This window comes from Mesorhizobium jarvisii (assembly GCF_003601985.1).
Lineage (GTDB): Bacteria > Pseudomonadota > Alphaproteobacteria > Rhizobiales > Rhizobiaceae > Mesorhizobium > Mesorhizobium jarvisii.
Genome location: NZ_QZXA01000005.1, coordinates 441,697 through 467,008 on the forward strand (window position 1 = coordinate 441,697; position 25,312 = coordinate 467,008).

General features: G+C 64.8%; 16 protein-coding genes. 4 read left to right on the plus strand and 12 right to left on the minus strand.

Features of this window, described 5'->3' with window-relative positions; translation table 11 throughout:
• Window positions 1-39: 39 nt before the first annotated feature.
• The 3 genes from D3242_RS15785 to D3242_RS15795 all read left to right on the plus strand — a co-directional run bounded on the left by D3242_RS15785 (window position 40) and on the right by D3242_RS15795 (window position 5,269).
• Entirely contained in the window at window positions 40-3,324 is a 3,285-nt protein-coding gene (locus tag D3242_RS15785) for an efflux RND transporter permease subunit (protein ID WP_064980702.1), read from the plus strand.
• Window positions 3,325-3,518: 194 nt separating this feature from the next.
• Window positions 3,519-3,800, plus strand: a complete 282-nt coding sequence (locus tag D3242_RS15790) for a hypothetical protein (RefSeq protein ID WP_147377465.1) — start codon at window positions 3,519-3,521, stop codon at window positions 3,798-3,800.
• 581 nt (window positions 3,801-4,381) lie between these two features.
• Window positions 4,382-5,269, plus strand: coding sequence for a hypothetical protein (locus D3242_RS15795; protein WP_019860906.1), 888 nt, complete (start codon window positions 4,382-4,384; stop codon window positions 5,267-5,269).
• A 379-nt stretch (window positions 5,270-5,648) separates the two neighbouring features.
• Here D3242_RS15795 and amaB read toward each other — a convergent pair whose 3' ends face one another.
• The 9 genes from amaB to D3242_RS15840 all read right to left on the minus strand — a co-directional run bounded on the left by amaB (window position 5,649) and on the right by D3242_RS15840 (window position 19,391).
• Window positions 5,649-7,163 carry an L-piperidine-6-carboxylate dehydrogenase gene (gene amaB / locus D3242_RS15800; protein WP_064981659.1) on the minus strand — a complete coding sequence of 505 codons (1,515 nt, stop codon included), beginning with the start codon at window positions 7,161-7,163 and terminating at the stop codon, window positions 5,649-5,651.
• A gap of 187 nt (window positions 7,164-7,350) precedes the next feature.
• Complete coding sequence (locus D3242_RS15805; RefSeq protein WP_064980704.1) at window positions 7,351-8,625, minus strand: RNA polymerase sigma factor; 1,275 nt, start codon at window positions 8,623-8,625, stop codon at window positions 7,351-7,353.
• On the minus strand, window positions 8,622-8,996 hold the full coding sequence (locus D3242_RS15810) for a YciI family protein (protein WP_064980706.1): 375 nt from the start codon (window positions 8,994-8,996) through the stop codon (window positions 8,622-8,624). The genes D3242_RS15805 and D3242_RS15810 overlap by 4 nt, the downstream gene beginning before the upstream one ends.
• Window positions 8,997-9,095: 99 nt before the next feature.
• Window positions 9,096-10,187: a DNA topoisomerase IB gene (locus D3242_RS15815; protein WP_064980707.1), complete on the minus strand. Its 1,092-nt coding sequence runs from the start codon at window positions 10,185-10,187 to the stop codon at window positions 9,096-9,098.
• Window positions 10,188-10,291: 104 nt separating this feature from the next.
• Window positions 10,292-11,230: a glycosyltransferase family A protein gene (locus tag D3242_RS15820; protein ID WP_019860912.1), complete on the minus strand. Its 939-nt coding sequence runs from the start codon at window positions 11,228-11,230 to the stop codon at window positions 10,292-10,294.
• A gap of 110 nt (window positions 11,231-11,340) precedes the next feature.
• On the minus strand, window positions 11,341-12,225 hold the full coding sequence (locus D3242_RS15825; protein WP_019860913.1) for a transglutaminase family protein: 885 nt from the start codon (window positions 12,223-12,225) through the stop codon (window positions 11,341-11,343).
• Window positions 12,226-12,292: 67 nt separating this feature from the next.
• Complete coding sequence (locus D3242_RS15830) at window positions 12,293-14,704, minus strand: circularly permuted type 2 ATP-grasp protein (protein ID WP_019860914.1); 2,412 nt, start codon at window positions 14,702-14,704, stop codon at window positions 12,293-12,295.
• A gap of 6 nt (window positions 14,705-14,710) precedes the next feature.
• Complete coding sequence (locus D3242_RS15835) at window positions 14,711-18,070, minus strand: transglutaminase family protein (RefSeq protein WP_064980708.1); 3,360 nt, start codon at window positions 18,068-18,070, stop codon at window positions 14,711-14,713.
• 124 nt (window positions 18,071-18,194) lie between these two features.
• Window positions 18,195-19,391 carry an acyl-CoA dehydrogenase gene (locus D3242_RS15840; protein ID WP_019860916.1) on the minus strand — a complete coding sequence of 399 codons (1,197 nt, stop codon included), beginning with the start codon at window positions 19,389-19,391 and terminating at the stop codon, window positions 18,195-18,197.
• A gap of 102 nt (window positions 19,392-19,493) precedes the next feature.
• On the opposite strand from D3242_RS15840, the gene D3242_RS15845 reads away from it, so the two are divergent.
• Window positions 19,494-20,405: a LysR family transcriptional regulator gene (locus tag D3242_RS15845; protein WP_019860917.1), complete on the plus strand. Its 912-nt coding sequence runs from the start codon at window positions 19,494-19,496 to the stop codon at window positions 20,403-20,405.
• Here the strand turns inward: D3242_RS15845 and D3242_RS15850 are convergent, their stop codons facing one another.
• From D3242_RS15850 to D3242_RS15860, 3 genes are all read right to left on the minus strand, one after another.
• On the minus strand, window positions 20,406-22,730 hold the full coding sequence (locus tag D3242_RS15850) for a Tex family protein (RefSeq protein ID WP_064981661.1): 2,325 nt from the start codon (window positions 22,728-22,730) through the stop codon (window positions 20,406-20,408).
• Window positions 22,731-22,858: 128 nt separating this feature from the next.
• Complete coding sequence (locus tag D3242_RS15855; protein ID WP_064980709.1) at window positions 22,859-24,040, minus strand: serine hydrolase domain-containing protein; 1,182 nt, start codon at window positions 24,038-24,040, stop codon at window positions 22,859-22,861.
• A 34-nt stretch (window positions 24,041-24,074) separates the two neighbouring features.
• Window positions 24,075-25,271 carry a serine hydrolase domain-containing protein gene (locus D3242_RS15860; RefSeq protein ID WP_064980710.1) on the minus strand — a complete coding sequence of 399 codons (1,197 nt, stop codon included), beginning with the start codon at window positions 25,269-25,271 and terminating at the stop codon, window positions 24,075-24,077.
• Window positions 25,272-25,312: the final 41 nt, after the last annotated feature.

Here is a 25,312-nt window from a genome sequence, read left to right on the forward strand (position 1 = left end):
CCCCAATCTTCCTCGCACCAATGGTGCGGACGCCGGGCCATGAACCTGTCGGTTCCCTTCATTCGGCGGCCGGTGGCGACGACGCTGCTGACTTTCGGCCTGCTGGCGGCCGGGCTGGTGGCGTTTCCGCAATTGCCGGTGGCGCCGCTGCCGGCGGTCGACTACCCCGTCATCTCGGTGACGGCCTCGCTGCCCGGCGCCAGCCCCCAGGTGGTGGCCAACACCGTCGCCAGCCCACTCGAGCGGCATCTCGGCGAAATCGCCGACGTCAACGAAATGACCTCGTCGAGCAGCGTCGGCAGCGCGCGCATCACCTTGCAGTTCGGGCTGGACCGCGACATTGACGGCGCCGCGCGTGACGTCCAGGCGGCGATCAACGCCGCGCGCGCCGACCTGCCGTCCAGCCTGCGTTCCAACCCGACCTATCGCAAGGTCAATCCCGCCGACGCCCCGATCCTCGTCCTGTCGATGACATCGGACACTCTGTCCAAGGGTCAGCTCTTCGATGCCGCCAGCACCGTGCTGGCGCAGAAACTCTCGCAGGTCGACGGCATCGGCGAGGTGTCGGTCGGCGGCAGCTCGCTGCCGGCGGTGCGCGTCGAGCTCAACCCGCAGGTGCTCTACGATTACGGCATCGGGCTGGAGGATGTGCGCGCCGCACTCGCCTCGGCCAACGCCCACAGCCCCAAGGGCGCCGTCGATGTCGGCGGCCGGCGCTACCAGATCTACGCCAATGACCAGGCCAACCAGGCCGAAGCCTACCGTTCCCTCATCGTCGCTTACCGCAATGGCGCGCCGGTCAGGCTTTCCGACGTCGGCCAGGTCAATGATTCCGTCGAGAACATTCGCAATGCCGGTCTTGCCAACGGCAAGCCGGGCGTGCTGATCATCCTCAACCGCTCGCCCAACGCCAACATCATCGCGACGGTGGACCGGGTAAAGGCGTTGCTGCCGGCGCTGCGCGCCTCGATCTCGCCGGCCATCGACCTGTCGCTGGCGGTCGATCGCTCGACAACCATCCGCGCTTCGCTGAGCGAGGTCGCGCAGACGCTGATGATCGCCATCGGCCTGGTGATCCTCGTCGTCTTCGCCTTCCTGCGCGACGTGCGTTCGGCGCTGGTGCCGATCGTGGCCGTGCCGGTGTCCCTCGTCGGTACACTGGGTGTCATGTATCTGCTCGGCTTCAGCATCGACAATCTGTCGCTGATGGCGATGACGGTGGCCACCGGCTTCGTCGTCGACGACGCCATCGTCGTGCTGGAGAACATCGCCCGCCACACCGCTTCCGGCATGGGCCGCATGGAAGCAGCGATCAAGGGCTCCCAGGAGGTCGGCTTCACCGTGCTGTCGATGAGCCTGTCGCTGATCGCCGTCTTCATCCCGATCCTGCTGATGGGCGGCATCGTCGGCCGGCTGTTCCGCGAATTCGCCGTCACGCTGTCGGCGGCGATCCTGGTCTCGCTCGCAATATCGCTCACCACCACGCCGATGATGTGCTCGATCCTGCTGCGCCCCGAGGGAGAACGCGAACACGGCCGGCTCTACCGCTTCAGCGAGCGCATCTTCGAGGCCATGCTGAGCTTCTATCGCCGGTCGTTGTCCTGGGCACTCGACAATCCGCTGCTGATCATGGCGGTGCTCGCGGCCACACTGTGCCTGAATGGCTATCTCTATGTCACCATTCCCAAGGGCTTCTTCCCGCAGCAGGACACCGGACGGCTGACCGGCTCGATCCAGGCCGACCAGGCGACCTCCTTCCAGTCGATGTCGCAAAAGCTCAGCCAGTTCGCCGGCATCGTCAGCAAGGATCCGGCGGTCGACGCCGCGGTCGGCTTCACCGGCGGCGGTCAGACCAATTCCGGCTTCATGTTCGTGTCGCTGAAGCCGTTGGCCGAGCGCAAGATCTCGGCCGACCAGGTCATCGCCCGGCTGCGGCCCAAACTGGCTGGTGTGCCTGGCGCCACGCTTTTCCTGCAGGCGGTGCAGGATATACGCGTCGGCGGGCGGCAATCGAACGCGCAGTACCAGTACACCTTGCAAGGCGACAGTTTCGATGAGCTGGCGGAATGGGCGCCGAAGCTCGCCGCCGCGCTGCAGACGGAACCCAGGCTCACCGACGTCAACTCCGACCAGCAGAACAAGGGCCTGGAAGCCGACGTCACCATCGACCGCGACACGGCAAAGCGCCTCGGCATATCGGCCAGCGAGATCGACAACACGCTCTACGACGCCTTCGGCCAGCGCCAGGTGTCCACCATCTATGTCCAGCGCAACCAGTACCACGTGATCATGGAAGTGGCGCCGCAATACTGGCAAAACCCGGATGCGCTGAAAAAAGTCTATGTCAGCACATCGGGCGGTTCGGTTGGAGGATCGCAGGCGAGCAATGCGGTTGCCGGCACATTCGTCGCACCAGGCCGGTCCACCAGCGCCCAGACGGTCGCCGCCGACGCGGCGCGCAACCAGGCCAACAATTCCATCACAAGCACCGGCAGGACGGCCGCCTCGACCGGCTCGGCGGTCAGCACCGGAGCCGAGATCATGGTGCCGCTGTCGGCCGTCGCGCATTATGGCCCCGGCAGCACGCCGCTGTCGGTCAACCACCAGGGCCTCTTCGTCGCCACCACCCTGTCGTTCAACCTGGCGCCGGGCGTCGCGCTCAGCGAAGGCGTCGCGGCCATCAACGCGGCGGCCGACCGCATCGGCATGCCGGCCACCATCCATGGCAGTTTCCAGGGCACGGCGCGCGTCTTCCAGGACTCCCTCTCCGACCAGCCGCTGCTGATCCTCGCCGCGCTGATCGCCGTCTATGTCGTGCTCGGCATTCTCTACGAAAGCTACGCGCACCCGCTGACCATTCTGTCGACCTTGCCCTCGGCCGGCGTCGGCGCCTTGCTGGCGCTGACCCTGTTCAAAATCGAGTTCTCGATCATGGCGCTGATCGGCATCATCCTCTTGATCGGCATCGTCAAGAAGAACGCGATCATGATGATCGACTTCGCACTGGCCGCGGAGCGCAACGAGAACAAATCGGCGCATGACGCCATCTACCAGGCATGCCTGCTGCGCTTCCGCCCGATCATGATGACGACCATGGCAGCACTGTTCGGCGCCGTGCCGCTGGCGATCGGCCTTGGCGAGGGCGCGGAACTGCGCCAGCCGCTCGGCATCGCCATCGTCGGCGGCCTGATCCTGAGCCAGATCCTGACCCTCTACACGACGCCGGTCATCTACATCTATATCGACCGTTTTGGTCGCTGGTGCCGGCGATTGCCGTCGCGGACCCGGTACTCCTGGCAGGCAGGCATACAACCGGGAGAGTGAGCCGGCTCTCCGCCGATCACAAACTGTCAACTTTGCGTTCCTTGCCGTCCAGCGGTTTGGAACGCCCCTATATCGATGGGTACGGGCCACGAACCGCCGGCGATGAGAGGATCATCGCGACGCGACGGGAGCAGATTGCCCGCGATCGGAAAGCGATAGCCTTACCGCTTTTCCCGTTGAAGGGAGGCGCAACCATGCGCAATTTTACACCGAAGGTCATAGCAATCGCATCGCTTCTGGCGGCGGTGCCACTATCGAGCGCCTACGCGGTGCATCGCCATCGGGTCGAACCGGGCGGCATGTCCGTCGAGGCAAGTGCGGTCCTGGACCAGTTGCAGGGCGTCAGGCAGGGGATCGTCGAGGCCATGGATGCAAGGGCGATCACCCCTCAGCAGGAGCACGATCTGATGATGCAGGCCGACAGCATTCACCGCTCGGCCACGGGTGGCGGCGCATATCGAGCTTTGCTCGGCTAGATAGAGAAGCTGGACCAGCAACTGCAGGTCGATACGAGCGGCGGCACATACATGGGCGACGGCTCCGATGGCGGCTATTACCCGAATGGCTGACGCGGACCGCTTATGATCGCTCGGCGCCCCAGACAGATTTCGGGGACGCCGGTTTTTCACTCGGCCCTCGCACAGTGGTGCAAGCAAGGCGGGAAGCCTACTAGACCGAGGCGATGGTGCAGATGGAAGCGTCGCCAAGGCCCTGGCAGTGGCGGGAATTGCGATACTCTTTCGATAATCCACTCAGCCACTCGCATTTCGAAGTAGAACGCGGCAAAGCTTCGCCGCCGCGCGATGTATTATCGCTCGTCAAAACCACGGCTGGTCTGCATTCATGTCCGAAAGGCGTGCGCCCCGCCGCTCGGATGAGACGGAAACTATGCCTGGCCTGATGAAGGTCAATTCAACGGGCAGCCGTTCGGCTGTTATCCAAGCCATAACCCGTCACTGTCGATCCATGCCTCGGCTGGCCCTGTTGTCCGCAAATGGTACGTCTGGACACAGGTGTTGAAGGCTGAAAAATAGAGAACGTAACTTCGCTATCCCAGTTGATTCAAGAGATCGGGAGATCCGCGCTGAATCTGGAAGACATAGCCGCCCATCCGGCCTTGCACCGCTACGTACAGGAACAGTCGCAGTCCCTGATCCGAATCTATGAGGAAACCCCGCGACTGGCTTCAATCTTTGCCACGCAGCAGCGCTGGCTGATGGCCCATGTCGGCCTTGCCATGCACTTCCGGCGGGACCCGAACGACCGCCGCAAGGAACTGACCGTATCGCGTTTTATCGAGGTCGTGCACAAGAACGCCGTGGCCAGCCGCAATACGGCGGATGCATTCATCAAGGAGATGCTGCACTACAACATCGCCGAGTATGTGGCTGGCGGGGACGGCCGCACGCATCCCCTGCAACCGACGGCCGCCACCATCGAGAGGTTCACCGGCTGGGTGACCGCCCATCTGCGCACGCTTGACCATATCGATGGCGGCGACCGGCTGGGCAGATATCTGGAACGGCCCGACATGCTTGCCACACTGCAGCCGCTGATCGCTGACGGCCTGCTGACCTCAAAGCCGGTGCGCGAACCCAACCAGACCTTTTCCCTTTTCATCTGGCTCAACAATGGCGGCATCGTCATGGACTGGCTGATGTCCGGCATCGATCCGGACCACGCCGGCCTGGAGCGGATTCCGACCAGTGTGGTTTCGATCGGCGATTTCGCCAAATGGCTCAAGCTGTCGCGGACCCATCTCGGCCGCAAACTGCGCACCGCCGAGGAACTCGGCAGCATTGGCTGGCTGGGCCAACGCGGCCATTCGGTGATGTGGGTGTCGCACGGGTTCTACGAGGAATACATGACCGTGCAGGCCGCCAAGCTGGCTGTCGTCGACAATGCCTTCAAGGCTTGTTTCCCGCCATCGCAAGGCGGTGACTGAGCAGCGCCCTGCACAAGGGCTGACTTTGGGGAAAGCGTAAGGCGGATTTCCGTCCGCAATCAGGTCGGACAAGATGAGATACCGATTTTGCGCTTCCGCGTAGCAATGAAGCTGCGTCCGTGATTGTGCCCACTGTACACATTCACCCACTATTGATGGCCAGCGTTGCCGCTCATCCGGCATTGCATCGCTGTGCCCGCGCCCAAGCTTCGCCGAAGCCTTTGGTCCTACGGCCGGCCCGCTGACCGGAGCGGCATCCGAAGGGCCGATGCTGGACAAGCGTCAGAAGCTGTCCAGCATTACAGCGACGTGTACGCCCTGTGTCGATTGATGCTCGCCGAGCATCACCGACACTGATCTTGGGCAGACCTCGGCGTTCTCAATCGATGTCGAAGGACACGCCCTGGGCAAGCGGCAGCGCCTTGGAATAGTTCACCGTGTTGGTGGCGCGCCGCATATAGGCCTTCCACGCATCGGAGCCGCTCTCGCGGCCGCCGCCGGTTTCCTTTTCGCCGCCGAAAGCACCGCCGATCTCGGCACCCGACGTGCCAATGTTGACATTGGCGATGCCGCAATCCGAACCGTCTACACCTAGGAAACGCTCGGATTCCTGCAGATCGCGCGTGAAGATCGACGATGACAGGCCCGCACCCACCGCATTGTGCTCGTCAAGCACGGCGTCGAAATCGGAATATTTCATCACGTAGAGGATGGGCGCGAAGGTTTCTTCCGTCACCGGCGAGACTTGGCTTTGCATCTCGACCAGCGCCGGATGCACATAATAGGCATCCGGGTGGCCATTTTCGACGCGCGTACCGCCGGTCACCTTGCCGCCATGGGCCGTGGCTTCCGTCAATGCCCTCTGCATGGCGTCAAAGGCCGCCTTGTCGATCAGCGGCCCGACCAGCGAAGAGGTCTCCAGCGGATTGCCGACAGACACGCTCTGATAGGCCTTCTTCAGCCGCGGCACCAAGGCATCGTAGACGCTCTCATGCACGAACAGGCGCCGCAGCGTCGTGCAGCGCTGGCCGGCGGTGCCCATGGCGCCGAAGGCAATCGCCCGCAGCGCCATGTCGAGATCGGCGGTCGGGCAGACGATGCCGGCATTGTTGCCGCCGAGCTCCAGCACCGCGCGGGCAAAGCGCTTGGCCAGACGCGGGCCGACGTCCCGGCCCATGCGGGTCGAGCCGGTGGCCGAGACCAGCGGCACCTTGGGATGGTCGACCAGGATTTCGCCGACGGCGCGGTCGCCGATCAGCACCGGCGCCAGCCCCTGCGGCGCGTCGGCGCCGAAACGCTTGACCGCGCGCTTGAAGATCGCCTCGCAGGCAAGCGCGGTCAGCGGCGTCTTCTCCGACGGCTTCCACACCACCGCGTCACCGCAGACCAGGGCCAGTGCCGCATTCCACGACCATACCGCGACCGGGAAGTTGAAGGCGGAAATGACGCCGACCACGCCGAGCGGATGCCAGGTTTCCATCATGCGATGGCCCGGACGCTCGGTGGCGATGGTCAGGCCGTACAATTGCCGGGACAGGCCGACGGCGAAATCGCAGATGTCGATCATCTCCTGCACCTCGCCGAGCCCCTCGGACGGGATCTTGCCGACCTCGATCGACACCAGCCGGCCAAGCTCGGCCTTGTGCGCACGCAATTCCTCACCGAGCAGCCGCACCAGTTCGCCGCGCTTCGGGCCGGGCACCAGCCGCCAGGACTGGAACGCCTTGTGGGCAGCATCGATGGTCTTGGCCGCATCGGCCGGCGAGATGGTCTTCAGGGCCGCGATCTGTTCGCCCGTCACCGGGCTGTGCACGATAAGGTCGCCGCCGACTAGCGCGTCCTTGGCCACACCCAGTTTCGCCAGAAGCTCAGCCGTTTCCTTCGCTATGGTCATTTTTGTCCCTTTCAGATCCGTCGTCATCATATGGCGTCGGGTCAAAGCCTCGCGCCATCTCGCCCGCGTACCGAAAAGGCACTTCAGGCACAGTCATGGCGTGGCCTTACTCGTTTCGAGGGAAAATCGCCACCCCGGCATGGTCTAAGCCCGGGCGACACGATTGAGCCAGATGGGCAAACGCGGCTCAGTTGGCCTTTTTCGCCGGCACGCGCACGGCGCCGTCCTTCATCAAACGGTCGATATGCATGCGGATATGGGCTGCTTCCGCCGCCGTGTTGGCCAGCGCGATGGCGCGGTCGAAGGCGACCCGCGCCTCCTCACCCCGGTCGAGCTGCATCAGCAGCCCGCCCTTGAGGCCGAAGAAGTGGAAATAGCCGGAAAGCCTTTCTTCCAGCGGCTCAATCATCGCAAGGGCGGCTTCCGGGCCGCGTATTTTCGAGACCGCCACCGCGCGGTTGAGCGTGATGACGGGCGACGGCTGCATCTGCTCGAGCAGGCCGTAGAGCAGGTCGATCTCCACCCAGTCGGTGTCCTCGGCCTTCTCTGCCCGGGCATGCAAAGCGGCGATCGCGGCCTGCACCTGGTAGGGACCGGGCTTGCGATGGCGCAACGCCTTGTCGACCAGCGCCAGCCCCTCGTCGATCATCTTGCGGCTCCACAGGCTGCGATCCTGGTCCTCGAGCAGCACGATCTCGCCGTCCGCGTCGAAGCGGGCCGGCGCGCGCGCATGCTGCAGCAAAAGCAGCGCCGTCAGCCCCATGATCTCCGGCTCGGTCTGGAACAGCCGCAGCAACAGCCGGGCGAGCCGGATCGCCTCCTCGCACAGCGGCGCGCGGGCCGGCGCCTCGCCGCTGTTGGTCGAATAGCCTTCGTTGAAGATCAGGTAGACCATCGCCGCCACCGCGGCGAGCCGCTCGGAGCGCTCGGCAGCGCCCGGCGTCTCGAACGGCACGCCTGCGTCGGCGATGCGCGCCTTGGCGCGGGTGATGCGCTGCTCCATGGCGCTCTCGCCGACCAGGAAGGCGCGAGCGATCTGCTTGACGGTGAGACCGGAGACGATACGCAGTGCGACCGCGATCTGCTGCGTTGCCGGAAGGTCAGGATGGCAGCAGATGAAGAGCAGCCGCAATATGTCGTCGCGATAGTGCGCGCCGTCCAGCCGCTCGGCGATGTCGCTCTCGGCGTCCTCCAGATCGGAGATCTGGTCCTCTTCCGGCATCGGCGCCTGCTTGGCGCGCTTGCGCACCGCGTCGATACCACTGTTGCGGCCGACGAAGATCAGCCAGGCCGCCGGGTCGCGCGGCGGCCCGTTCTGCGGCCAGTTCTTCAACGCCCGGAGACAGGCATCCTGGAAAGCTTCCTCCGCCGTATCGAGATCGCGGAAATAGCGCAGCAGCGCGCCCATTGCCTGCGGGCGAGCAGCGCTGATCGCGGAGCTGATCCAGGCAAGTTCGGTCATACGACTACCTTAGTGGGATTGAACACCGAGACCGGCCGGATCTCATAGGATCCGCCGCTCGGGTTGACCTCGGAGAGCTCACGGGCGAATTCGACGGCCTCGTCGAGATCGGCGCATTCGAGCGTGTAGAAACCGAGGAACTGCTCCTTGGTCTCGGCGAACGGCCCATCGATGACGACCGATTCGCCTTTCACTTTCCGCAGCGTCGTCGCCGCTGTCGTCGGCAAAAGCCGCGCCACCGGGCCAAGCCGGCCAGCCTTGGCGTACTTGTCCTGAACGTTGATGAGATTGGCCATGACTTCGTCGTCCTGCGCCTTGCTCCAGGAGCTGACGACGTCTTCGGAGGCATAGCAGAGTATGGCGTAGAGCATGGTCGGTCCTTTTCTGTATCAAAGGACGAAACAGTATGACCGATCCCGACACGACGTCGATAAAAAAAGACGGATAGAGCGACCGTCAATTGCCGCCAGTCACCGTTCGTGCGTCTTCAACCATCTCAGCACGAGCGCTTCCTCGTCATCGAGACCCTCCATGGGCCGCTTGCGCTTGTTGGCTTCCGCCATTTCTGCCAGCAGCCGTCCCTGCGACCAGGCTTCGAAAACCTGCGGATGAATATAGCACTTGCGGCAGACAGCGCGCGTGTTGCCCAGCCGCTCGGCCACCTTGTCGATGACGCTGTTCATCACCCGCTTTTGCTGGGCCTTGGCTTCGGGCAGCTCCGTCTGCGCAAACAGCGACGCGGCATGGATGGTGCCGCCCCAGGTGCGAAAATGCTTGGAGCTGAACGCATCGCCGGCGGCGTCCCTGATGTAGCGGTTGACGTCGTCGGAGCGGACCGGGCGCCTGTTGCCTTCCTCGTCGAGATACTGGAACAGTTTCTGGCCCGGCAGGTCCTGCGCACCCCGCACGATGCCGGCGATACGGCGATCGACCAGCTTCAGTTTCCATTCCTTGCCGGACTTGCCCTTGAAGGCGAAGCGCAGGCTCGATCCCTTGATATCGACATGGCGGTCGCGCAACGTCGTAAGGCCGAAGCTCTTGTTGTCGCGCGCATAGGCGGCATTGCCGACGCGGATCATCGTATTGTCGAGCAGCCAGACGACCGCGGCGACGACGCGCTCGAACGGCAGGCCGTGGCGGCGCAAATCACCGTCGATCGTGCGCCTCAGCTTGGCCAGGCTTTCGGCGAAGGCAACGAGGCTCGAATATTTGGCGCCGTCGCGTTCTTCGGCCCATTGCGGATGATAGCGATACTGCTTGCGCCCCCGCTGATCCCTGCCGGTCGCCTGGATGTGCCCGTCGGCATCCGGCGATATCCACACATCCGTCCATGCCGGCGGAATAACGATCGCCTCGATACGCGCCCTGGCGGCATCCGAGACCGCTTTCCCGTCCGGTCCCTTGTAGGTAAATCCCTTGCCGGTCTTCAGCCGGCGGATGCCGGGCTCGGCATCGCTGACATAGGTCAGCGCGGCGTGCTCAGCCGCGCTTTGCGCCCCGTTCTTCGGGGCAACGGCGCCGTCGGTTGGCCGGCCGTGCGGCAATCCGGATGTCTGCAGCATGTAAGCTCCACGCAAATATGCGTAGATAAGCTGTTGGCCGACAGCTGGTTCCACGCCGCGCGAAAGTCGGCTGGCCGCGATAAGCGAATGGCGGAACCTTACGACTACAAGACGCCCTGCAGTTCTACCCGCGGCGCCGACAGCCGGCGTCGCACCGCGAGCTTGAGCCTGTAACGCAGGCAGCGCCAGGCTTCTGACCGCCGCTTTGGCGCGGCCGCGGCCACTGCCAGGAAGCGCGCGGCGACGTCGAGGTCGCCACGTGCGTAGTGGACGCGGGCGATCTTGAGGGCGACAAGCCCTTCCCTGGTCTTGAGCGCCGAGACCGGGATGCCGCAATCGGTGAGCGTACGCAATTCCCGGCGCCACTCCAGGAAGCGCCGCACCGGGTTGATTGCGAAGCGGTCGTCGGAACGAGCCGGCGAAACCTCATAGACCATGACGGGTTGCGGAATCATGGCCAGCGAAGCCTTGCTCATCAGCCGCGCCCAGAACAGCGTGTCCTCGTCATAGGCAAGGCCCACCGGAAACCGTGTATCGCCGATCAGTTGCCGGGACGCCAGCACGCTGCCCACGGCGACGGAGCGTATGTCGCCTTTCACATAGGCCGAAGCATTTGCCAGGCACGCAGCCTGATAGCCGTTCGGCACCTTGATCTGCCGATCCTGCCCGTTCACCCGCCGCCGGTAGGCGCCGACGATCATGCCGGCTTTCGGCTGGTTCTCCGCCTGCCGCAGCAGCGCGCGCAATCCGCCCTGAAGATGCAAATCGTCGGCGTCGATCAGATACACCCAGGGATGGAGCGCCTGCGCCAGCGCCACGTTACGGGCGCCGCCGGCGTCGCGGCATTCAGCCGGCAGCACACGCAGCGGCAAAGACAATTGCGCCGCTGCCTGCCGTGCCACATCAGCCGTGTTGTCAGTCGATGCATCGTCGACCAGCAGGATCTCGCCGATGACCTCGGCCTCACTGCCAAGCGACGCCAGCGTTGTCGCGATCGTGGCCGCCGCATTGTAAGCAGGGATGACGACGCTGACCGCTTTCAATTACAAGACCCCGCGCCCGCGCCGAAACGAACAGAGATTAGCGGCCCCTTGGATGTTTGAGAAGTCGCTTCGTCCACGCAGCGGAACGCTTCGCGCTTCTCAGCGCGCTTTCATACCTTCTCGAGCGCAACCGGAATAACGTCGACGGCCTGCTCGCCGACCTGTCCGCCAGTGGTCTTCAGCACGCCGACGATCGGCGCGACGTCGGAATAGTCGCGGCCGTAGCCGACGGTGATATGGTCGTTGCTGGCCCGCATGCCGTTGGTCGGGTCGAACTCCTGCCAGCCGGCGTCACGCCCGCACCAGACCTTGACCCAGGCATGCATGGCGTCGGCGCCTTCCAGCCGCGGCTTGCCCTTGGGCGGGATGGTGCGCAGGAAGCCGCTGACATAACCGGCCGGAATGCCGAGGCCGCGCAAGCCCGCGATCATGATGTGCGAAAAATCCTGGCAGACGCCGCGCTTCAGCCTGAAGGCATCGCTGGCGCGGGTCCGCACCGTGGTCGCCTCGCCGTCATAGGTGAAATCCCGATGGATGCGGTTGCACAGATCCATTGCCGTGCCGGCGGCCGAGGTGCCGACGCTGTCCTGCGCATAGGAAGTGATCGCCGCATCGATGCCGGAGTGAGCGCTTCCCGCCAGAAAATGGTGCGGCGAGTCAGACGCCAGCGACCGCACCGCGGCCAGTTCCTGCCGCAGCCGCCCGATATCGGGCGACACGTCGAGCCCCGGCTCCGGCCGCGACACCGAAACGCGTGCACTCATCCTGATGTCGAGCGCGTCATGCGCGTCGCGAAAGGCAATCGAAGTGACGTTGTTGCCGAAGAAATCCGAGAAATCCGACCGTTCATTGGGCGCCGGGGCAAAAGACAGGGAAGCGGCAATGACGCGCTGCACGCCCGATATCGTCGATGGCAGCACGCGGATCTGGTGGCGACCGCCGCCCGCCGCCGCTGCATAGTCGTAATGGAGATGAAGCCTGATGTCGTAAAGCATGGACTACTTTTCTTGTTTTGCCGCAGGTTCTTGCCGCAAAACCGTGAGACACTTTTGCGGAACCTGCTTAGCCGAAATAGGCTTTGGCGAGGCTGTTGTAGAGACCGCCGATTTCATAGGCGAGTTCGTCCAGCGCCTTTGCCGTCATGTCCGAAGGCTCCTTGATGGCTATGGCCGTGTTGAGCTGCAGGATCTCCTTCGCCGCCGGCGACATGTGCCCCTCGCCGCCGACCGACGGCAACAGGCCGATCTCGGCCTTCAGCCTTTCCAACTGGAACAGGATCGAGCGGGGATTGAGCGGGTCGAGCGCCAGAAGATCGATCACCGTGCGCCGGCCGGCCTGCACCGGATATTGCCGGCGATGGGTCATGACGCTGTCGCCGATCTCCAGCATCATGTCGAGCGCGCCGTCCGGCGCCTTGGGGCTGGTCAGCCGGGACAGCGTGCGGGCGATCTGGATGCCGCGTTCCAGCCGCCGGCCGATCTCAAGGAACCGCCAACCGGCGAAGCGGTACATGTTCTCATGCAGCAGGCCGGAGAAACCGGCGAGCTTGCGCAGGATCACCGTCATGGCCCGCGTCGCGTCATCGCCCGGCGCCACCGTCGTCGCGAACTGGTGGATGGTCTTCGACAGGTCCTTGAGCGCCAGCCAGCCGTCGGGGGAAAACCGGTCGCGGATCTGGCCCGCGCTATAGACGGCGCTGTCGAGCGTGCCGATCAGCCCTGACGGGATCGCCGTCTCGACGTCGATGCCGAACGGTTCGAGATAGTCCCTGACGTCGGCCAGCAACGGCATGTCTGGATCGGAGGTCTCGGCCAGCCGCACGTGATAGGCGCGCAGGATGCGCACCGTGTCTTCCGAACGCTCGATATAGCGGCCGAGCCAGGTGAGGTTTTCCGCAGCGCGGCTGGGCAGGCTGCCCGGCCTGGTGCGCGTGAAGCTGTCGCCCTCTTGCGGCAGCAGCGTCTCGCGCTCGACGGGCCTGTCGCTGACCACCCAGACGTCGGCCGCCTGGCCGCCGCGCTGCATGGCGATCGCCGTCGGATCGAGCGACAGCCCGACGCGGGCGAACCCGCCTGGCATGACCGTCCAGCCCTCGGGCGTGCGCGCCAGATAAACGCGCAGGCTCGCCGGCCGCGGCTCCAGCCAGCCGCCGACAAAGACCGGTGTCGTCGACAGCGTCACCGCTTCCTGGCCGACAAAGGCGCCGCCATCGCGTTCGATGCGCGCCACCAGCTCGGCCCGCTCCCCGGCCGACAGCGTCGAGCCGAGCGTGGTCTGGCCATCATCCTCGAAGGCGAGTCTCGTCGACAGCGCCGGGCCGACCACCATGCGGTCGATATTGGCAAGCACATGGGCGCGTTCGGTCGCCTGCCCGCACCACCATGTCGCGACGCTCGGCAAGAGCAGCTCCTCGCCACGCAATTCGCGCGCGATCTTGGGCAGGAAGGCGAGCAGCGCCCGTGTTTCCATCAGCCCTGAGCCGAGCGCATTGACGGTCGCAACCGCGCCCCGGCGGATGGCTTCCACCAGCCCCGGCGTGCCGATCTGCGAATCCGACCGCAATTCGAGCGGATCGGCGAAGGCGGCATCGAGGCGTCGCCACAACACGCTGATCGGCATCAGGCCTGAAACGGTGCGCACCATCAGCCTGCCGCCGGAGACGGTCAGGTCCTCGCCTTCGAGCAGCATGATGCCGAGATAGCGGGCGATATAGGCGTGTTCGTAGTAGGTTTCGTTGAGCGGCCCCGGCGTCAATATGGCGACGCGGCCTTCGCTTTCCCTGGCCATGCCGATCAGCGCATCGCGGAAACGGCGGAAGAAGCCGGCCAGGCGATGCACATGCATCTCGCCATAGATATCGGACAGCGCGCGCGTCGTGGCGACGCGGTTCTCCAGGGCAAAGCCGGCGCCCGACGGCGCCTGCGTACGGTCGCCCAGCACCCACCACTGGCCGTCAGGCCCACGGCCGAGCTCGAAGGCGCAGAAATGCAGGTAATGGCCGCCGGCCGGCGTGGTACCCACGACAGGCCGCAAATATTCGGGGCTGGCCGCGATCAATCCCGCCGGCAGGATGCCTTTTTCGATCAGCCGGTTGCGTCCATAGATATCGGCGATGGTTTCCTCGAACAACTCGGCGCGCTGCACGAGACCGGCGCTGATCGCGGCCCATTCGCTGTCCTCGATAAGCAGCGGCACATGCGCCAGCGGCCATTCGCGCTCATTGGCGCCGGCCTTGTCGTAGACGCGGTAATAGACGCCGGCATCGCGCAGATACTGGTCGGCACGGGCGAAACGCTGGCCGAGCTTCTCGGCACCGAGATCGTCGAGCGCCTCGATGAAATGCTTCCAGACCGGACGGGGATTGCCTGCGGCGTCGACCATCTCGTCGACGACGCCGTCGATGGGCTGGTAGTGCTCCAGCAGGCTATGGATCTGCGGCTTGCCGCGTATCCTCTTGTGATTCCCCTTTGCCATCGCTGATCAGAGTCTTGCCGGTCGCCTGAGGTCAAGGGTCATCGGGAAATCTTCCGCCGGTTGTTCCTCGCGCAGCACATAGGCCGATGGTGTATGGCCGCGCGGTTCGAAGCGGGCGAGCCGCCGCGCCTCCGCCTCGTTGCCGTTGACCGGGAAGGTGTCGTAATTGCGGCCGCCGGGATGCGCGACATGGTAGACGCAGCCGCCGATCGCCCTTCCCGACCAGCGGTCATAGATGTCGAACACCAGCGGCGTGTTGACCGGCAGCGCCGGATGCAGCCCCGAAGCCGGCTGCCAGGCTTTGAAGCGCACGCCGGCGACCGCGACCTCGCGGTTATCGGTCACCTTCATCGGCACGATACGGCCGTTGCAGACGATGGCATGGCGTTCCGGGTTGAGGCCTTCGGTCTTGACCTGCAGCCGCTCGACCGAGGAATCGACGAAGCGCACGGTGCCGCCGATCGCGCCCTGTTCGCCCATGACATGCCATGGCTCCAGCGCCTGCCGCAGCTCGAGCTTGATGCCGGCATGCTGGACCTCGCCGCAGAACGGGAACCGGAATTCGAGCTGCGCATCGAACCATTCGGGACGGAACTCGAAGCCGTTGAGCTTGAGGTCGTCGAGCACATCGAGGAAGTCAGCCCAGACATGATGCGGCAGCATGAAACGGTCGTGCAGAGAAGTGCCCCAGCGTACGAAGCGGCCGTCGAGCGGGTTTTTCCACGCACGTGCGATAATGGCGCGAACCAGAAGCTGCTGCGCGAGGCTCATGCGCGCATTGGGCGGCATCTCGAAGCCGCGGAACTCGACCAGTCCCAGCCGGCCGGTCGGGCCATCCGGCGAGAACAGCTTGTCGATGCAGATTTCCGAGCGGTGGGTATTGCCGGTGACGTCGGTCAGCAAATTGCGGAACAGCCGGTCGACCAGCCATGGCAAGGGGGCCGCGCCCTGGTTCGGATGCGGCACCTGCGCCATGGCGATTTCGAGTTCGTAAAGCGAATCGTGGCGCGCTTCGTCGAAACGCGGCGCCTGGCTGGTCGGGCCGATGAACAGGCCGGAGAACAGATAGGACAGCGACGGATGCCGCTGCCATTGCAGCACCAGGCTCTTCAACAGATCAGGCCGGCGTAGGAACGGGCTGTCATTGGGCGTCGCACCGCCGACCACGACATGGTTGCCGCCGCCTGTGCCGGTGTGGCGGCCATCGATCATGAACTTGTCGGCGCCAAGCCGCGTCAGCCGCGCCTCCTCATAGATCGCCGTGGTCGTCGCCACGCAATCCTGCCAGTTGTAAGCCGGATGGATGTTGACCTCGATGACGCCGGGGTCGGGCGCCACACGGATGACGTTGAGACGCGGATCGTGCGGCGGCCCATAGCCCTCGATATGCACGGGAAGACCGATGGCACGCGCCGCGTTCTCGGCGGCAGCGACCAGTTCGAGATAATCCTCCAGCGCCTCGACTGGTGGCATGAACACACACAGCCGGCCGTCGCGCGGCTCGACGGAGAGCGCGGTGCGCACCGCGCCGCCGATCTCGGTGATCTCCTGTTCGACCCGGTCCTGCTGGCCGGTCGCGGCGGTGAACGACGCCGCCTGCTGGCGGCGCGCCATCTCGTCGGCGCCTTCCAGTTCGGCCGGCGCCGCAGCGGGCAGGATCGCCTCGCGCGCCGGCAATGGGCCGCGCGGCAGCGACGGGTCGACCGGCACGATGTAGGGGAATTGCGCCGGCGGCACATAGGGCAGTGTGCCCAAGGGCAAGCGGTAGCCGACCGGTGAATCACCGGGCACCAGGAACAGCCGCCCGCGTCGCGTCTTCCATTTCTCCGAACGCCAGCGCGGTCCCGACGCCTGGCTGTTCCAGCGCTGCACGGGCAGCACATAGCCCGACGGTTTGGTCAGCCCGCGCTCGAACACTCTTGCCATGCGGCTGCGCTCTTCCGGGTCCTCGAGCTTCGAATTTGACGGATCGACATTTTCGGGCAGCTTGCCTTCCTTGAGCAGCCACTCGGCCGGATCCTCATAGGCTTCGCTGACCATGGCCTTGTCGATGCCGAGCTCGCCGGCAATCGCAGTCAGCAGGCTTTCGGCCTGTTTCGGGCCGACATCCGCCGAACTCTTCTCCCGCGCGATCAGCGACGGATCGCTCCACACCGGCTGACCGTCGGCACGCCAGTAGAGCGAGAAAGTCCAGCGCGGCAGGCTCTCACCAGGATACCATTTGCCTTGTCCGTAGTGGAGGAAGCCGCCCGGCGCGAAGCGTTCGCGCAGCCTGCGGATCAGCGCATCGGCTTTTTCGCGCTTGGTCGGACCGACAGCGGCGGTGTTCCATTCGGCGGACTCGAAATCGTCGATCGACACGAAGGTCGGCTCGCCCCCCATCGTCAGCCGCACATCGCCTTCGCCAAGTGCCGCATCGACCTTGTTGCCGAGTGCGTCGAGCGCCTGCCAGCTTTCGTCGGAGAATGGCTTGGTGATGCGCGGATGCTCGGCGATGCGGTCGACCCGCATGTCGAAGCCGAACTCGACATTGGCAAAGCTCGCCATGCCGGAAATCGGTGCAGCGTTGCGGAAATGCGGGGTTGCGGCAAGCGGCACATGGCTTTCGCCGGTGAGCAGGCCCGAGGTCGGGTCGAAGCCGATCCAGCCGGCACCTGGAAGATAGACCTCGCACCAGGCATGCAGATCGGTGAAATCGACCGATGTGCCGGCCGGACCGTCCAGCGCGATGAGATCGGGCTTCAGCTGGATCAGGTAGCCGGAGACGAAACGCGCGGCGATGCCGAAATTGCGCAGGATCTGCACCAGCAGCCAGCTCGAATCCCGGCACGAGCCCTTGCCGGCGGCCAGCGTTTCCTCCGGCGAGAACACGCCGGTCTCCATGCGCACGATATAGGCGATCTCGCGCTGCAGGCGCGCATTGAGGTCGACGAGAAAATTGACGGTGTTTTTCGCGCTGGTGTCGATGGTTCTCAGGAAGGCCGAAAGCAGCGGCCCTGCCGGCTCAGGCGTCCGGTAGATCGCGAGATCGTCCCTGATCTCTTCCGGATATTCGAACGGGAACGTCTCGGCCGACGGCTCGACGAAGAAATCGAACGGATTGTAGACCGTCATGTCGGCGACGAGATCGACCTCGATCTTCAATTCCGTCACCGGCTCGGGGAAGACGAAGCGGGCAAGGAAGTTGCCGTAAGGATCCTGCTGCAGATTGACGAAATGGTTCGCCGGCTCGACCTTGAGCGAATGGCTCAACACCTTTGTCCGGGAATGCGGCGCCGGCTGCAGCCTGATGATCTGAGGCCCGAGAACCACCGGCCGGTCGTATTTGTAATGGGTCAGATGGTAGACGGCTGCCAGAATTGCCATGGGGCCCCGGAGATCGGCGTTTCAAACGAATTCGCCGAACCCTGACACATCTGCTGGCCATTCTCCAAGCACAGATGTTGCGGTGCACCTAATTTAAGCAGCTGAAACCAGCTTGAGGCATGACTTAGAAGAACGCCTGAATGCCCGTCTGCGCCCTTCCCAGGATCAAGGCATGCACGTCATGCGTGCCCTCATAGGTGTTGACCGTCTCCAAATTCTGCGCGTGGCGCATGACGTGGTACCCGATCTGGATGCCGTTGCCGCCATGCATGTCGCGGGCCTGGCGGGCGATGTCGAGCGCCTTGCCGCAATTGTTGCGCTTGACGATCGAGATCATTTCCGGCGCCATCTTGCCTGCATCGAGCAGCCGCCCGACGCGCAAGGATGCCTGCAATCCCAGCGCGATCTCGGTCTGCATGTCGGCGAGCTTCTTCTGGTAAAGCTGCGTGCCGGCCAGCGGCTTGCCGAACTGCTTGCGGTCGAGACCATATTGGCGGGCGCGGTGCCAGCAATCTTCCGCCGCACCCATCGAGCCCCAGGAGATGCCGTAGCGAGCCCGGTTGAGACAGCCGAACGGGCCGCCAAGGCCCTTGGCGTTCGGCAGCAGCGCGTCCTCGCCGACCTCGACGCCTTCCATCACCACTTCACCGGTGATCGACGCGCGCAGCGACAGCTTGCCGCCGATCTTCGGCGCCGACAGCCCCTTCATGCCCTTTTCCAGCACGAAGCCGCGGATCTCGTCCTTGCCGTTCTCGCCCTTCAACTTCGCCCAGACGACGAACACGTCTGCGATCGGCGCGTTGGAAATCCACATCTTCGAGCCGCTGAGCTTGTAGCCGTTCGCCGTCTTCTCGGCGCGCGTCTTCATGCCGCCCGGGTCGGAGCCGGCATCCGGCTCGGTCAGGCCGAAACAGCCGATCCACTCACCGCTGGCAAGCTTGGGCAAGTACTTCTTGCGCTGCTCTTCCGAGCCATAGGTGTGGATCGGATACATTACCAGCGACGATTGCACCGACATCATCGAGCGGTAGCCGGAATCGACGCGTTCGACTTCCCGCGCGACCAGCCCGTAGGTCACATAATTGGCGCCGAGGCCGCCATACTCTTCCGGGATGGTAATGCCGAGCAAGCCGGCCTCGCCCATCTCGCGAAAGATGCCGGCATCCGTCTTTTCATTGAGATAGGCATCCTCGATGCGCGGCGCGAGCTTGTCGGCGGCGAAGGCCGCCGCGCCGTCGCGCACCATGCGCTCTTCTTCCGAAAGCTGGTCCTCGATCAGGAAAGGGTCTTCCCAGACGAATGCATTCTTGTCGGCGGCCATGGCTTGTCGATCCTCAAACGGGTGAAGCCCGGCTTATCGGCCCGCAGCCTTAAAAAATCAAACGAAATTGATTCACGGATCAATGAGCGTTAGGAATAGATCATGAGTGTCCAGCGCCGCCTCCTGCCCAAAATCAGTGCCCTCGCCGCCTTCGAGGCGGTGGCCAGGCTTGGGTCTTTTACTGCCGCTGCTCAAGAGCTGGATCTGACCCAGGGCGCGGTCAGCCGGCAGATCAGGTTGCTCGAAGACCAGTTCGGCCGCCGCCTGTTCGAGCGCGACAGCCGCAATGTCCGGCTGTCGACGGCTGGGGAAATCTACGCCGAAGCAGTGCGTTCGGCGCTTGGCCAATTGCGCGACGCGGCCCTTGGATTGATGAGCAATCGGCATAGTGGCATCCTGAACCTTGCCATTTTGCCGACCTTCGGCACGCGCTGGCTGATGCCGATGATCCCCGATTTCGTCGAGAGCAATCCCGACATCACCATCAACTTCGTCACCCGCGTCGGCCGCTTCGACTTCGCCAGGGAAAGGCTGGACGCTGCCATCCATTACGGCCTGCCGGACTGGCCGGAGGCCGATTCGACACTGCTGGTGCGTGAAACCGTCGCGCCGGTGGCGTCGCCCGAATTCCTCGCCGGCCGCGCCATCGCCACGCCGGCCGATATTGGCCGCCTGCCGCTGTTGCATATGGCGACGCGACCCGGCGCCTGGACCGAATGGTTCGAGCATCAGGGCCTGAGCGCGCCGGCCGGACCAGGCATGCAGTTCGAACAATTCGGCACCGCCGCCCAGGCCTGCACGGCGGGGCTTGGCATCGCGCTGCTGCCGCTGCTCCTGATCGCGGGCGAATTGCAGCGCGGCCAGTTGGTGCCGGCGCCCGGCCAGCCCATGCAAAGCCGTAGCGCCTATTACCTCGTCGTCCCGCACGACAAGCGCGACCATCCCCCCGTCGCCAGCTTTCGCGACTGGCTGCTGGAGCAGGTTGAGAAGGAGCCGGCTGTCCTGGCCTGGTAGCTACTTGCGCTTCAGCGCATCCGCCAGCGCCGCACCGAAGGCCCCTTGCTGGGCCGGCCGTTCCGGTTGGCGTTGCGGCGCTGGCGTGCGCGGCGTCGGCCTACCGCCACCATTGTCGCGCGGCCCACCACGCGACGCACCACCCTCGCCGCCATCCTTGCGCATGGAGAGCGCGATGCGCTTGCGCTTGATGTCGACGTCGACGACGCGCACCTTGACCACATCGCCGGCCTTGACCACTTCATGCGCGTCCTTGATGAAGCGGTCGGCCAGTTGGGAGACATGCACCAGCCCGTCCTGATGGACACCGATATCGACAAAGGCGCCGAAGGCCGCGACATTGGTCACGGTGCCTTCCAGCAGCATGCCGGGTTTGAGGTCCTTGATGTCATCGACGCCGTCGGCGAAGGTCGCCGTCTTGAAGCCGGGGCGCGGGTCGCGGCCGGGCTTTTCGAGTTCGGCCAGAATGTCGCGCACCGTCGGCAGGCCGAAACGCTCGTCGACGAAGACACGCGGATCGAGCGCCTTGAGCGCGGCACTGTCGCCCATCAGCGAGCGCACGTCGCGGCCGCAGGCGGCGACGATCTTCTTGGCCACGCCATAGGCTTCCGGATGCACCGATGAGGCATCGAGCGGCTCGCTGCCATTGGCGATGCGCAGGAAGCCGGCGGATTGTTCGAACGCGCGCGGTCCCAGCCGCGGCACCTTCAGAAGGTCCTTGCGGCTGGCGAAGGGGCCGGTCGCATCGCGATGCGCGACGATGGCGTCGGCGAGCGATGCGCCAAGGCCCGAAACCCGCGCCAAGAGCGGCGCCGAGGCGGTGTTGAGATCGACGCCGACCGCGTTGACCGCGTCCTCGACCACCGCTTCCAGCGAGCGGCCGAGCCGGTACTGGTCGACATCGTGCTGGTACTGGCCGACGCCGATCGATTTGGGTTCGATCTTGACCAGTTCGGCCAGCGGATCCTGCAGGCGGCGCGCAATCGACACCGCGCCGCGCAGTGACACGTCGAGGCCGGGGAATTCGGCCGCCGCCGTCGCCGACGCCGAATAGACCGAGGCGCCTGCCTCGCTGACGATCACCTTGAGCGGCTTCGGTCCGCCGTCGGGAGGCATGTCGGAGAGCATGTCCGCCACCAGCTTCTCCGTCTCGCGGCTGCCGGTGCCGTTGCCGATCGAAATCAGCTCGACCCTGTGCAGGCGGATGAGCTTGGCGAGTTCGGCCTGCGTGCCGCGCACATCGTTCTTGGGCGGAAAGGGATAGACCGTCGTCGTCGCCACCAGCTTGCCGGTGCCGTCGACCACGGCCACCTTGACGCCGGTGCGGATGCCGGGATCGAGCCCCATCGTCGGCCGCGATCCGGCCGGCGCGGCCAGCAGCAAATCCTTCAGATTGCGGGCGAAGACATGGATCGCCTCTTCCTCGGCCCGCTCGCGCAGGTCGCGCATCAGATCGAGCGTCAGGTGCAGCGAAAGCTTGATGCGCCAGGTCCAGCCGGCGACCTCCATCAGCCAGCGGTCGCCGGGCAGGCTGGCGCCGATCGCATAGGCGTTGGCGATCATCCGTTCGACCGGTTTCACCGGCGACGCATCGTCGGCATCGACCTCGATGTCGAGCGACAGCACCTCTTCGTTGCGGCCGCGCAGCATGGCCAGCGCGCGATGGCTCGGCACGTTTGCCCAGCGCTCGACATGGTCGAAATAGTCGGAGAATTTGGCGCCGGCCTCCTGCTTGCCGTCGACCACCCGGGCGCGCATGAAGGCACGGTCCTTCATGTAGGTGCGCAGTTTGCCGACCAGATCGGCATTCTCGGCGAACTGCTCCGACAGGATGTCGCGCGCGCCTTCAAGTGCAGCTTTGACGTCGGCCACCTCCTCGGTGACATAGGCCAGCGCTGCCTCGGCAGGCACGAGCGAACGGTTGGCAAGGATGGCCTCGGCCAGCGGCCCCAGCCCACGCTCTCTGGCGATCTCGGCCTTGGTGCGGCGTTTCGGCTTGTAGGGGAGATAGATGTCTTCGAGTTCCGCCTTGGTGGCGGCGGCAGCGATCTTGGTTTCCAGGTCCTCGGTCAGCTTGCCCTGCTCACGGATCGAGCCGAGGATGGTGTCGCGGCGGGCGTCGAGCTCGCGCAGATAGGCGAGCCGCTCGGCAAGGTCGCGCAACTGCGTGTCATCGAGCCCGCCGGTCACCTCCTTGCGGTAGCGCGCCACGAACGGCACCGTCGCGCCCTCGTCGAGCAATTCGATCGCCGCCGCCGCCTGTTCGGGCCGCGCCTTGATCTCTGCCGCGATAATGGCTGCGATGCGCTTGATGTCGGATGCCATGTCGTTCCTGCTCTCATCAAAAGAGCGGCGACCATAGGCGCAGACGCCTGTCTCGCCAACCGCGACGTTTTCAACCGTCGCGGGCGGTCCACAGGAAAGCATGCGGCAACGAAGCCGCGCCCGACGGGTCAGACCAGTTGGGTCAGCGCTTCGAAGAACGCTACAATCTCGGCATCGAGCGGATCGTCGACCGGCACTGGCTGCGACGACATCTTGGCGATGACCACCTCCGCCTTCGGATCGACATAGAGCCATTGGCCATGAATGCCGATGCCACAATAGGCACCGCTCGGCTTGCCTGTCTGGTACCATTTGTTGCGATAGCGGCCGTGGGGGAACAGGAAAGCCATCGTGCCACGCTGCCAGGCCTCCGCACTGCCGCCGGTGCTGACGGTATCGCGCACCCAGGCCTCCGGCACGATGCGGCGGCCATTGGCGGTACCGCCTTGCCGCATCATCTCGCCGATGCGCGCCAGGTCGCGCGGCGTCACCGAAATGCCGCCGGCGGTGCGCGCCGTGCCTTCCATGTCGACGCCGATCGAGGCCTCGCTGACAGCGCCAAGCGGCAGCCACAGCTTCTCGCGCATCAGGTCGCTGAAGCGCTGGCAGGACGCGCGCTCCAGCAGCAGGCCGAGCAGGTCGGAATTGGGCGAGCGGTAGCGAAAAGTCTGGCCGTGCGGCTCGGCAAGTCGCTGCAAGGACAGGATGAATTCGCGCAGGCTTTCCGTGCCGCCACCCGGGTTCCATAGCGTGGCGCGGCGATAGCGGGCAAAGGCGCTTTCCGGATCGAGATAGGCCTCCTCGAAATCAAGGCTGACGCTCATGTCGAGCACATGGCGCGTGCTCGCATCGCCATGGGCCGAGCCGGCGGCTTCGGGAATGTAGGTCGTCACCGGCGCTTCCGGATCGAACGCCCCCTCGCCTTCCAATATGCCGGCTATAATCGCGGTCACCGACTTGCTGATCGAGAAGATGATGTGGCGGGCGCCGAAATCCATGTGCGGCGCGAACCAGTCGCCGATCACCTTGCCGCCTTTCATCACCGTCAGCGCGTCGGTGCTGGAGCGTATGAGGAATTCGGCGACCGTCTCCGGCGCGCTGGCGACCGAAACCTTTTCGCCGAGCAAACCACCGAAATCCATCGCTTGTGCCTCGGCACCAGCCGACGCCGCGGCCACGCGTGCCGTCGGCACCAGTTCGCCAAGGTTCTGGAACGACCATCGGTTGAACGGGCTTTCGCGCCAGTTGGAAAGCAGCACCTCGTTGCGGCGGAAGCCGTGGCGAATCTCGAACGCGGTCTTGCCGGTCATGGCGTTTCCTTTAAGGTCGTTTCTTGTGGGGGGCCTAGAGCAGCGCGGCGGCGATGGCGTGCACGGCCTTCAGCGTCGCCGTGGAGTAGGCGAGATTGCTGAAATCCGGCCAGGTCGAAAGCTTCACCACGACCATTCCCGTGTTCCAGTCGATATGGATCATCTGCCCGAACACGCCCCGGCACATCAGCGCGCGCGAGGCGGGATTCTCAATCCAGAACTGGTTGCGGTAGCTGCCCTGCGGCAGGCTGGCGGAGAAATCAGGCCCATGCCTGCCATTGCGTGTCGCCTCGATCCATTCGGCCGGCACGATGCCGCCGCCATTGTCGAGGATCATCTGGCCGAAGCGGCCATAGTCGCGCAGCGTCGCGTTGAAGCCGCCATCGGCCAGCGCATAGCCGGCGCTATCGACGGTGAAGCAGGCGCTTTCGTCGGCGCCGAGCTTTTGCCAGAGTTCCTCCGACACCAGCTGCGCCAGCCGCTTGCCCGTCACCCGCTCCATGATGAAGGCGAGCACGTCGGTCTCGATCGAGCGGTATTCGAACGCCGCGCCGTGCGGCCGGACCGTGTCCCTCAAGCCCAGGATCAGCTCGAACATATGCGAGGGCCAGCGGAAGTCCGGATCGCTGCCCGGCGGCACCGGCTTCCAGCCGGTGGCGACATCGACCTGGCCGATATCGGAATAGCGGTCGGCATACTCTTCGGAAAAACGCACGCCCGTCGTCATGTCGAGCACATGCTGAACGCTGGCGCCGGCCCAGCCTGTGGCGCCGAGTTCCGGCAAATAGTCGGTCACCGGCCTGGCCGGATCGATCAGGCCTCGCCCGGCCAATATGCCGAACACCGAGCCGGTGATGGACTTGGCCATCGACTGCGACAGATGCAGCGTGCGCACGTCCATGCCGTTGAAATAGCGCTCATAGGCGATCCTGCCGTGCTTGAGCACGAGGAAACCATCCGTATAGGTCTCGTCCAGCAACCCGGAGAGCGTCGAGGGCCTGCCCTCGCTGTCCTCGACCGGCAGCCCGTCGAGATCGACCTCGGCGCGTTCGAGCCGATGGCGATGGCCATTGCCGCGCCAGACTTCGGCGGTGGGCAGAATTTCCCTGATGTGCTGGAACGCCCAGCGGTTCCACGGCGGCCGGTCCCAGTCGAGCTTTGGCGGCACCATGACTGGCGGCGAGCCCTGCATGATCGGCGGCCGCGGATCGCTGTTGCGATAGGAGTCCATGAAAGGCCATTCCCGGAAAAGAAAAGACCCGGCGGTGTTTG

Bases quoted from the DNA above. Each gene is read 5' to 3' on its own strand.
- D3242_RS15785 (WP_064980702.1), top strand. From the start codon at position 40: ATGAACCTGTCGGTTCCCTTCATTCGGCGGCCGGTGGCGACGACGCTG.
- D3242_RS15790 (WP_147377465.1), top strand. From the start codon at position 3,519: ATGCGCAATTTTACACCGAAGGTCATAGCAATCGCATCGCTTCTGGCG.
- amaB (WP_064981659.1), bottom strand. From the start codon at position 7,163: ATGACCATAGCGAAGGAAACGGCTGAGCTTCTGGCGAAACTGGGTGTG.
- D3242_RS15805 (WP_064980704.1), bottom strand. From the start codon at position 8,625: ATGACCGAACTTGCCTGGATCAGCTCCGCGATCAGCGCTGCTCGCCCG.
- D3242_RS15810 (WP_064980706.1), bottom strand. From the start codon at position 8,996: ATGCTCTACGCCATACTCTGCTATGCCTCCGAAGACGTCGTCAGCTCC.
- D3242_RS15815 (WP_064980707.1), bottom strand. From the start codon at position 10,187: ATGCTGCAGACATCCGGATTGCCGCACGGCCGGCCAACCGACGGCGCC.
- D3242_RS15825 (WP_019860913.1), bottom strand. From the start codon at position 12,225: ATGCTTTACGACATCAGGCTTCATCTCCATTACGACTATGCAGCGGCG.
- D3242_RS15830 (WP_019860914.1), bottom strand. From the start codon at position 14,704: ATGGCAAAGGGGAATCACAAGAGGATACGCGGCAAGCCGCAGATCCAT.
- D3242_RS15835 (WP_064980708.1), bottom strand. From the start codon at position 18,070: ATGGCAATTCTGGCAGCCGTCTACCATCTGACCCATTACAAATACGAC.
- D3242_RS15840 (WP_019860916.1), bottom strand. From the start codon at position 19,391: ATGGCCGCCGACAAGAATGCATTCGTCTGGGAAGACCCTTTCCTGATC.
- D3242_RS15845 (WP_019860917.1), top strand. From the start codon at position 19,494: ATGAGTGTCCAGCGCCGCCTCCTGCCCAAAATCAGTGCCCTCGCCGCC.
- D3242_RS15850 (WP_064981661.1), bottom strand. From the start codon at position 22,730: ATGGCATCCGACATCAAGCGCATCGCAGCCATTATCGCGGCAGAGATC.
- D3242_RS15855 (WP_064980709.1), bottom strand. From the start codon at position 24,040: ATGACCGGCAAGACCGCGTTCGAGATTCGCCACGGCTTCCGCCGCAAC.
- D3242_RS15860 (WP_064980710.1), bottom strand. From the start codon at position 25,271: ATGGACTCCTATCGCAACAGCGATCCGCGGCCGCCGATCATGCAGGGC.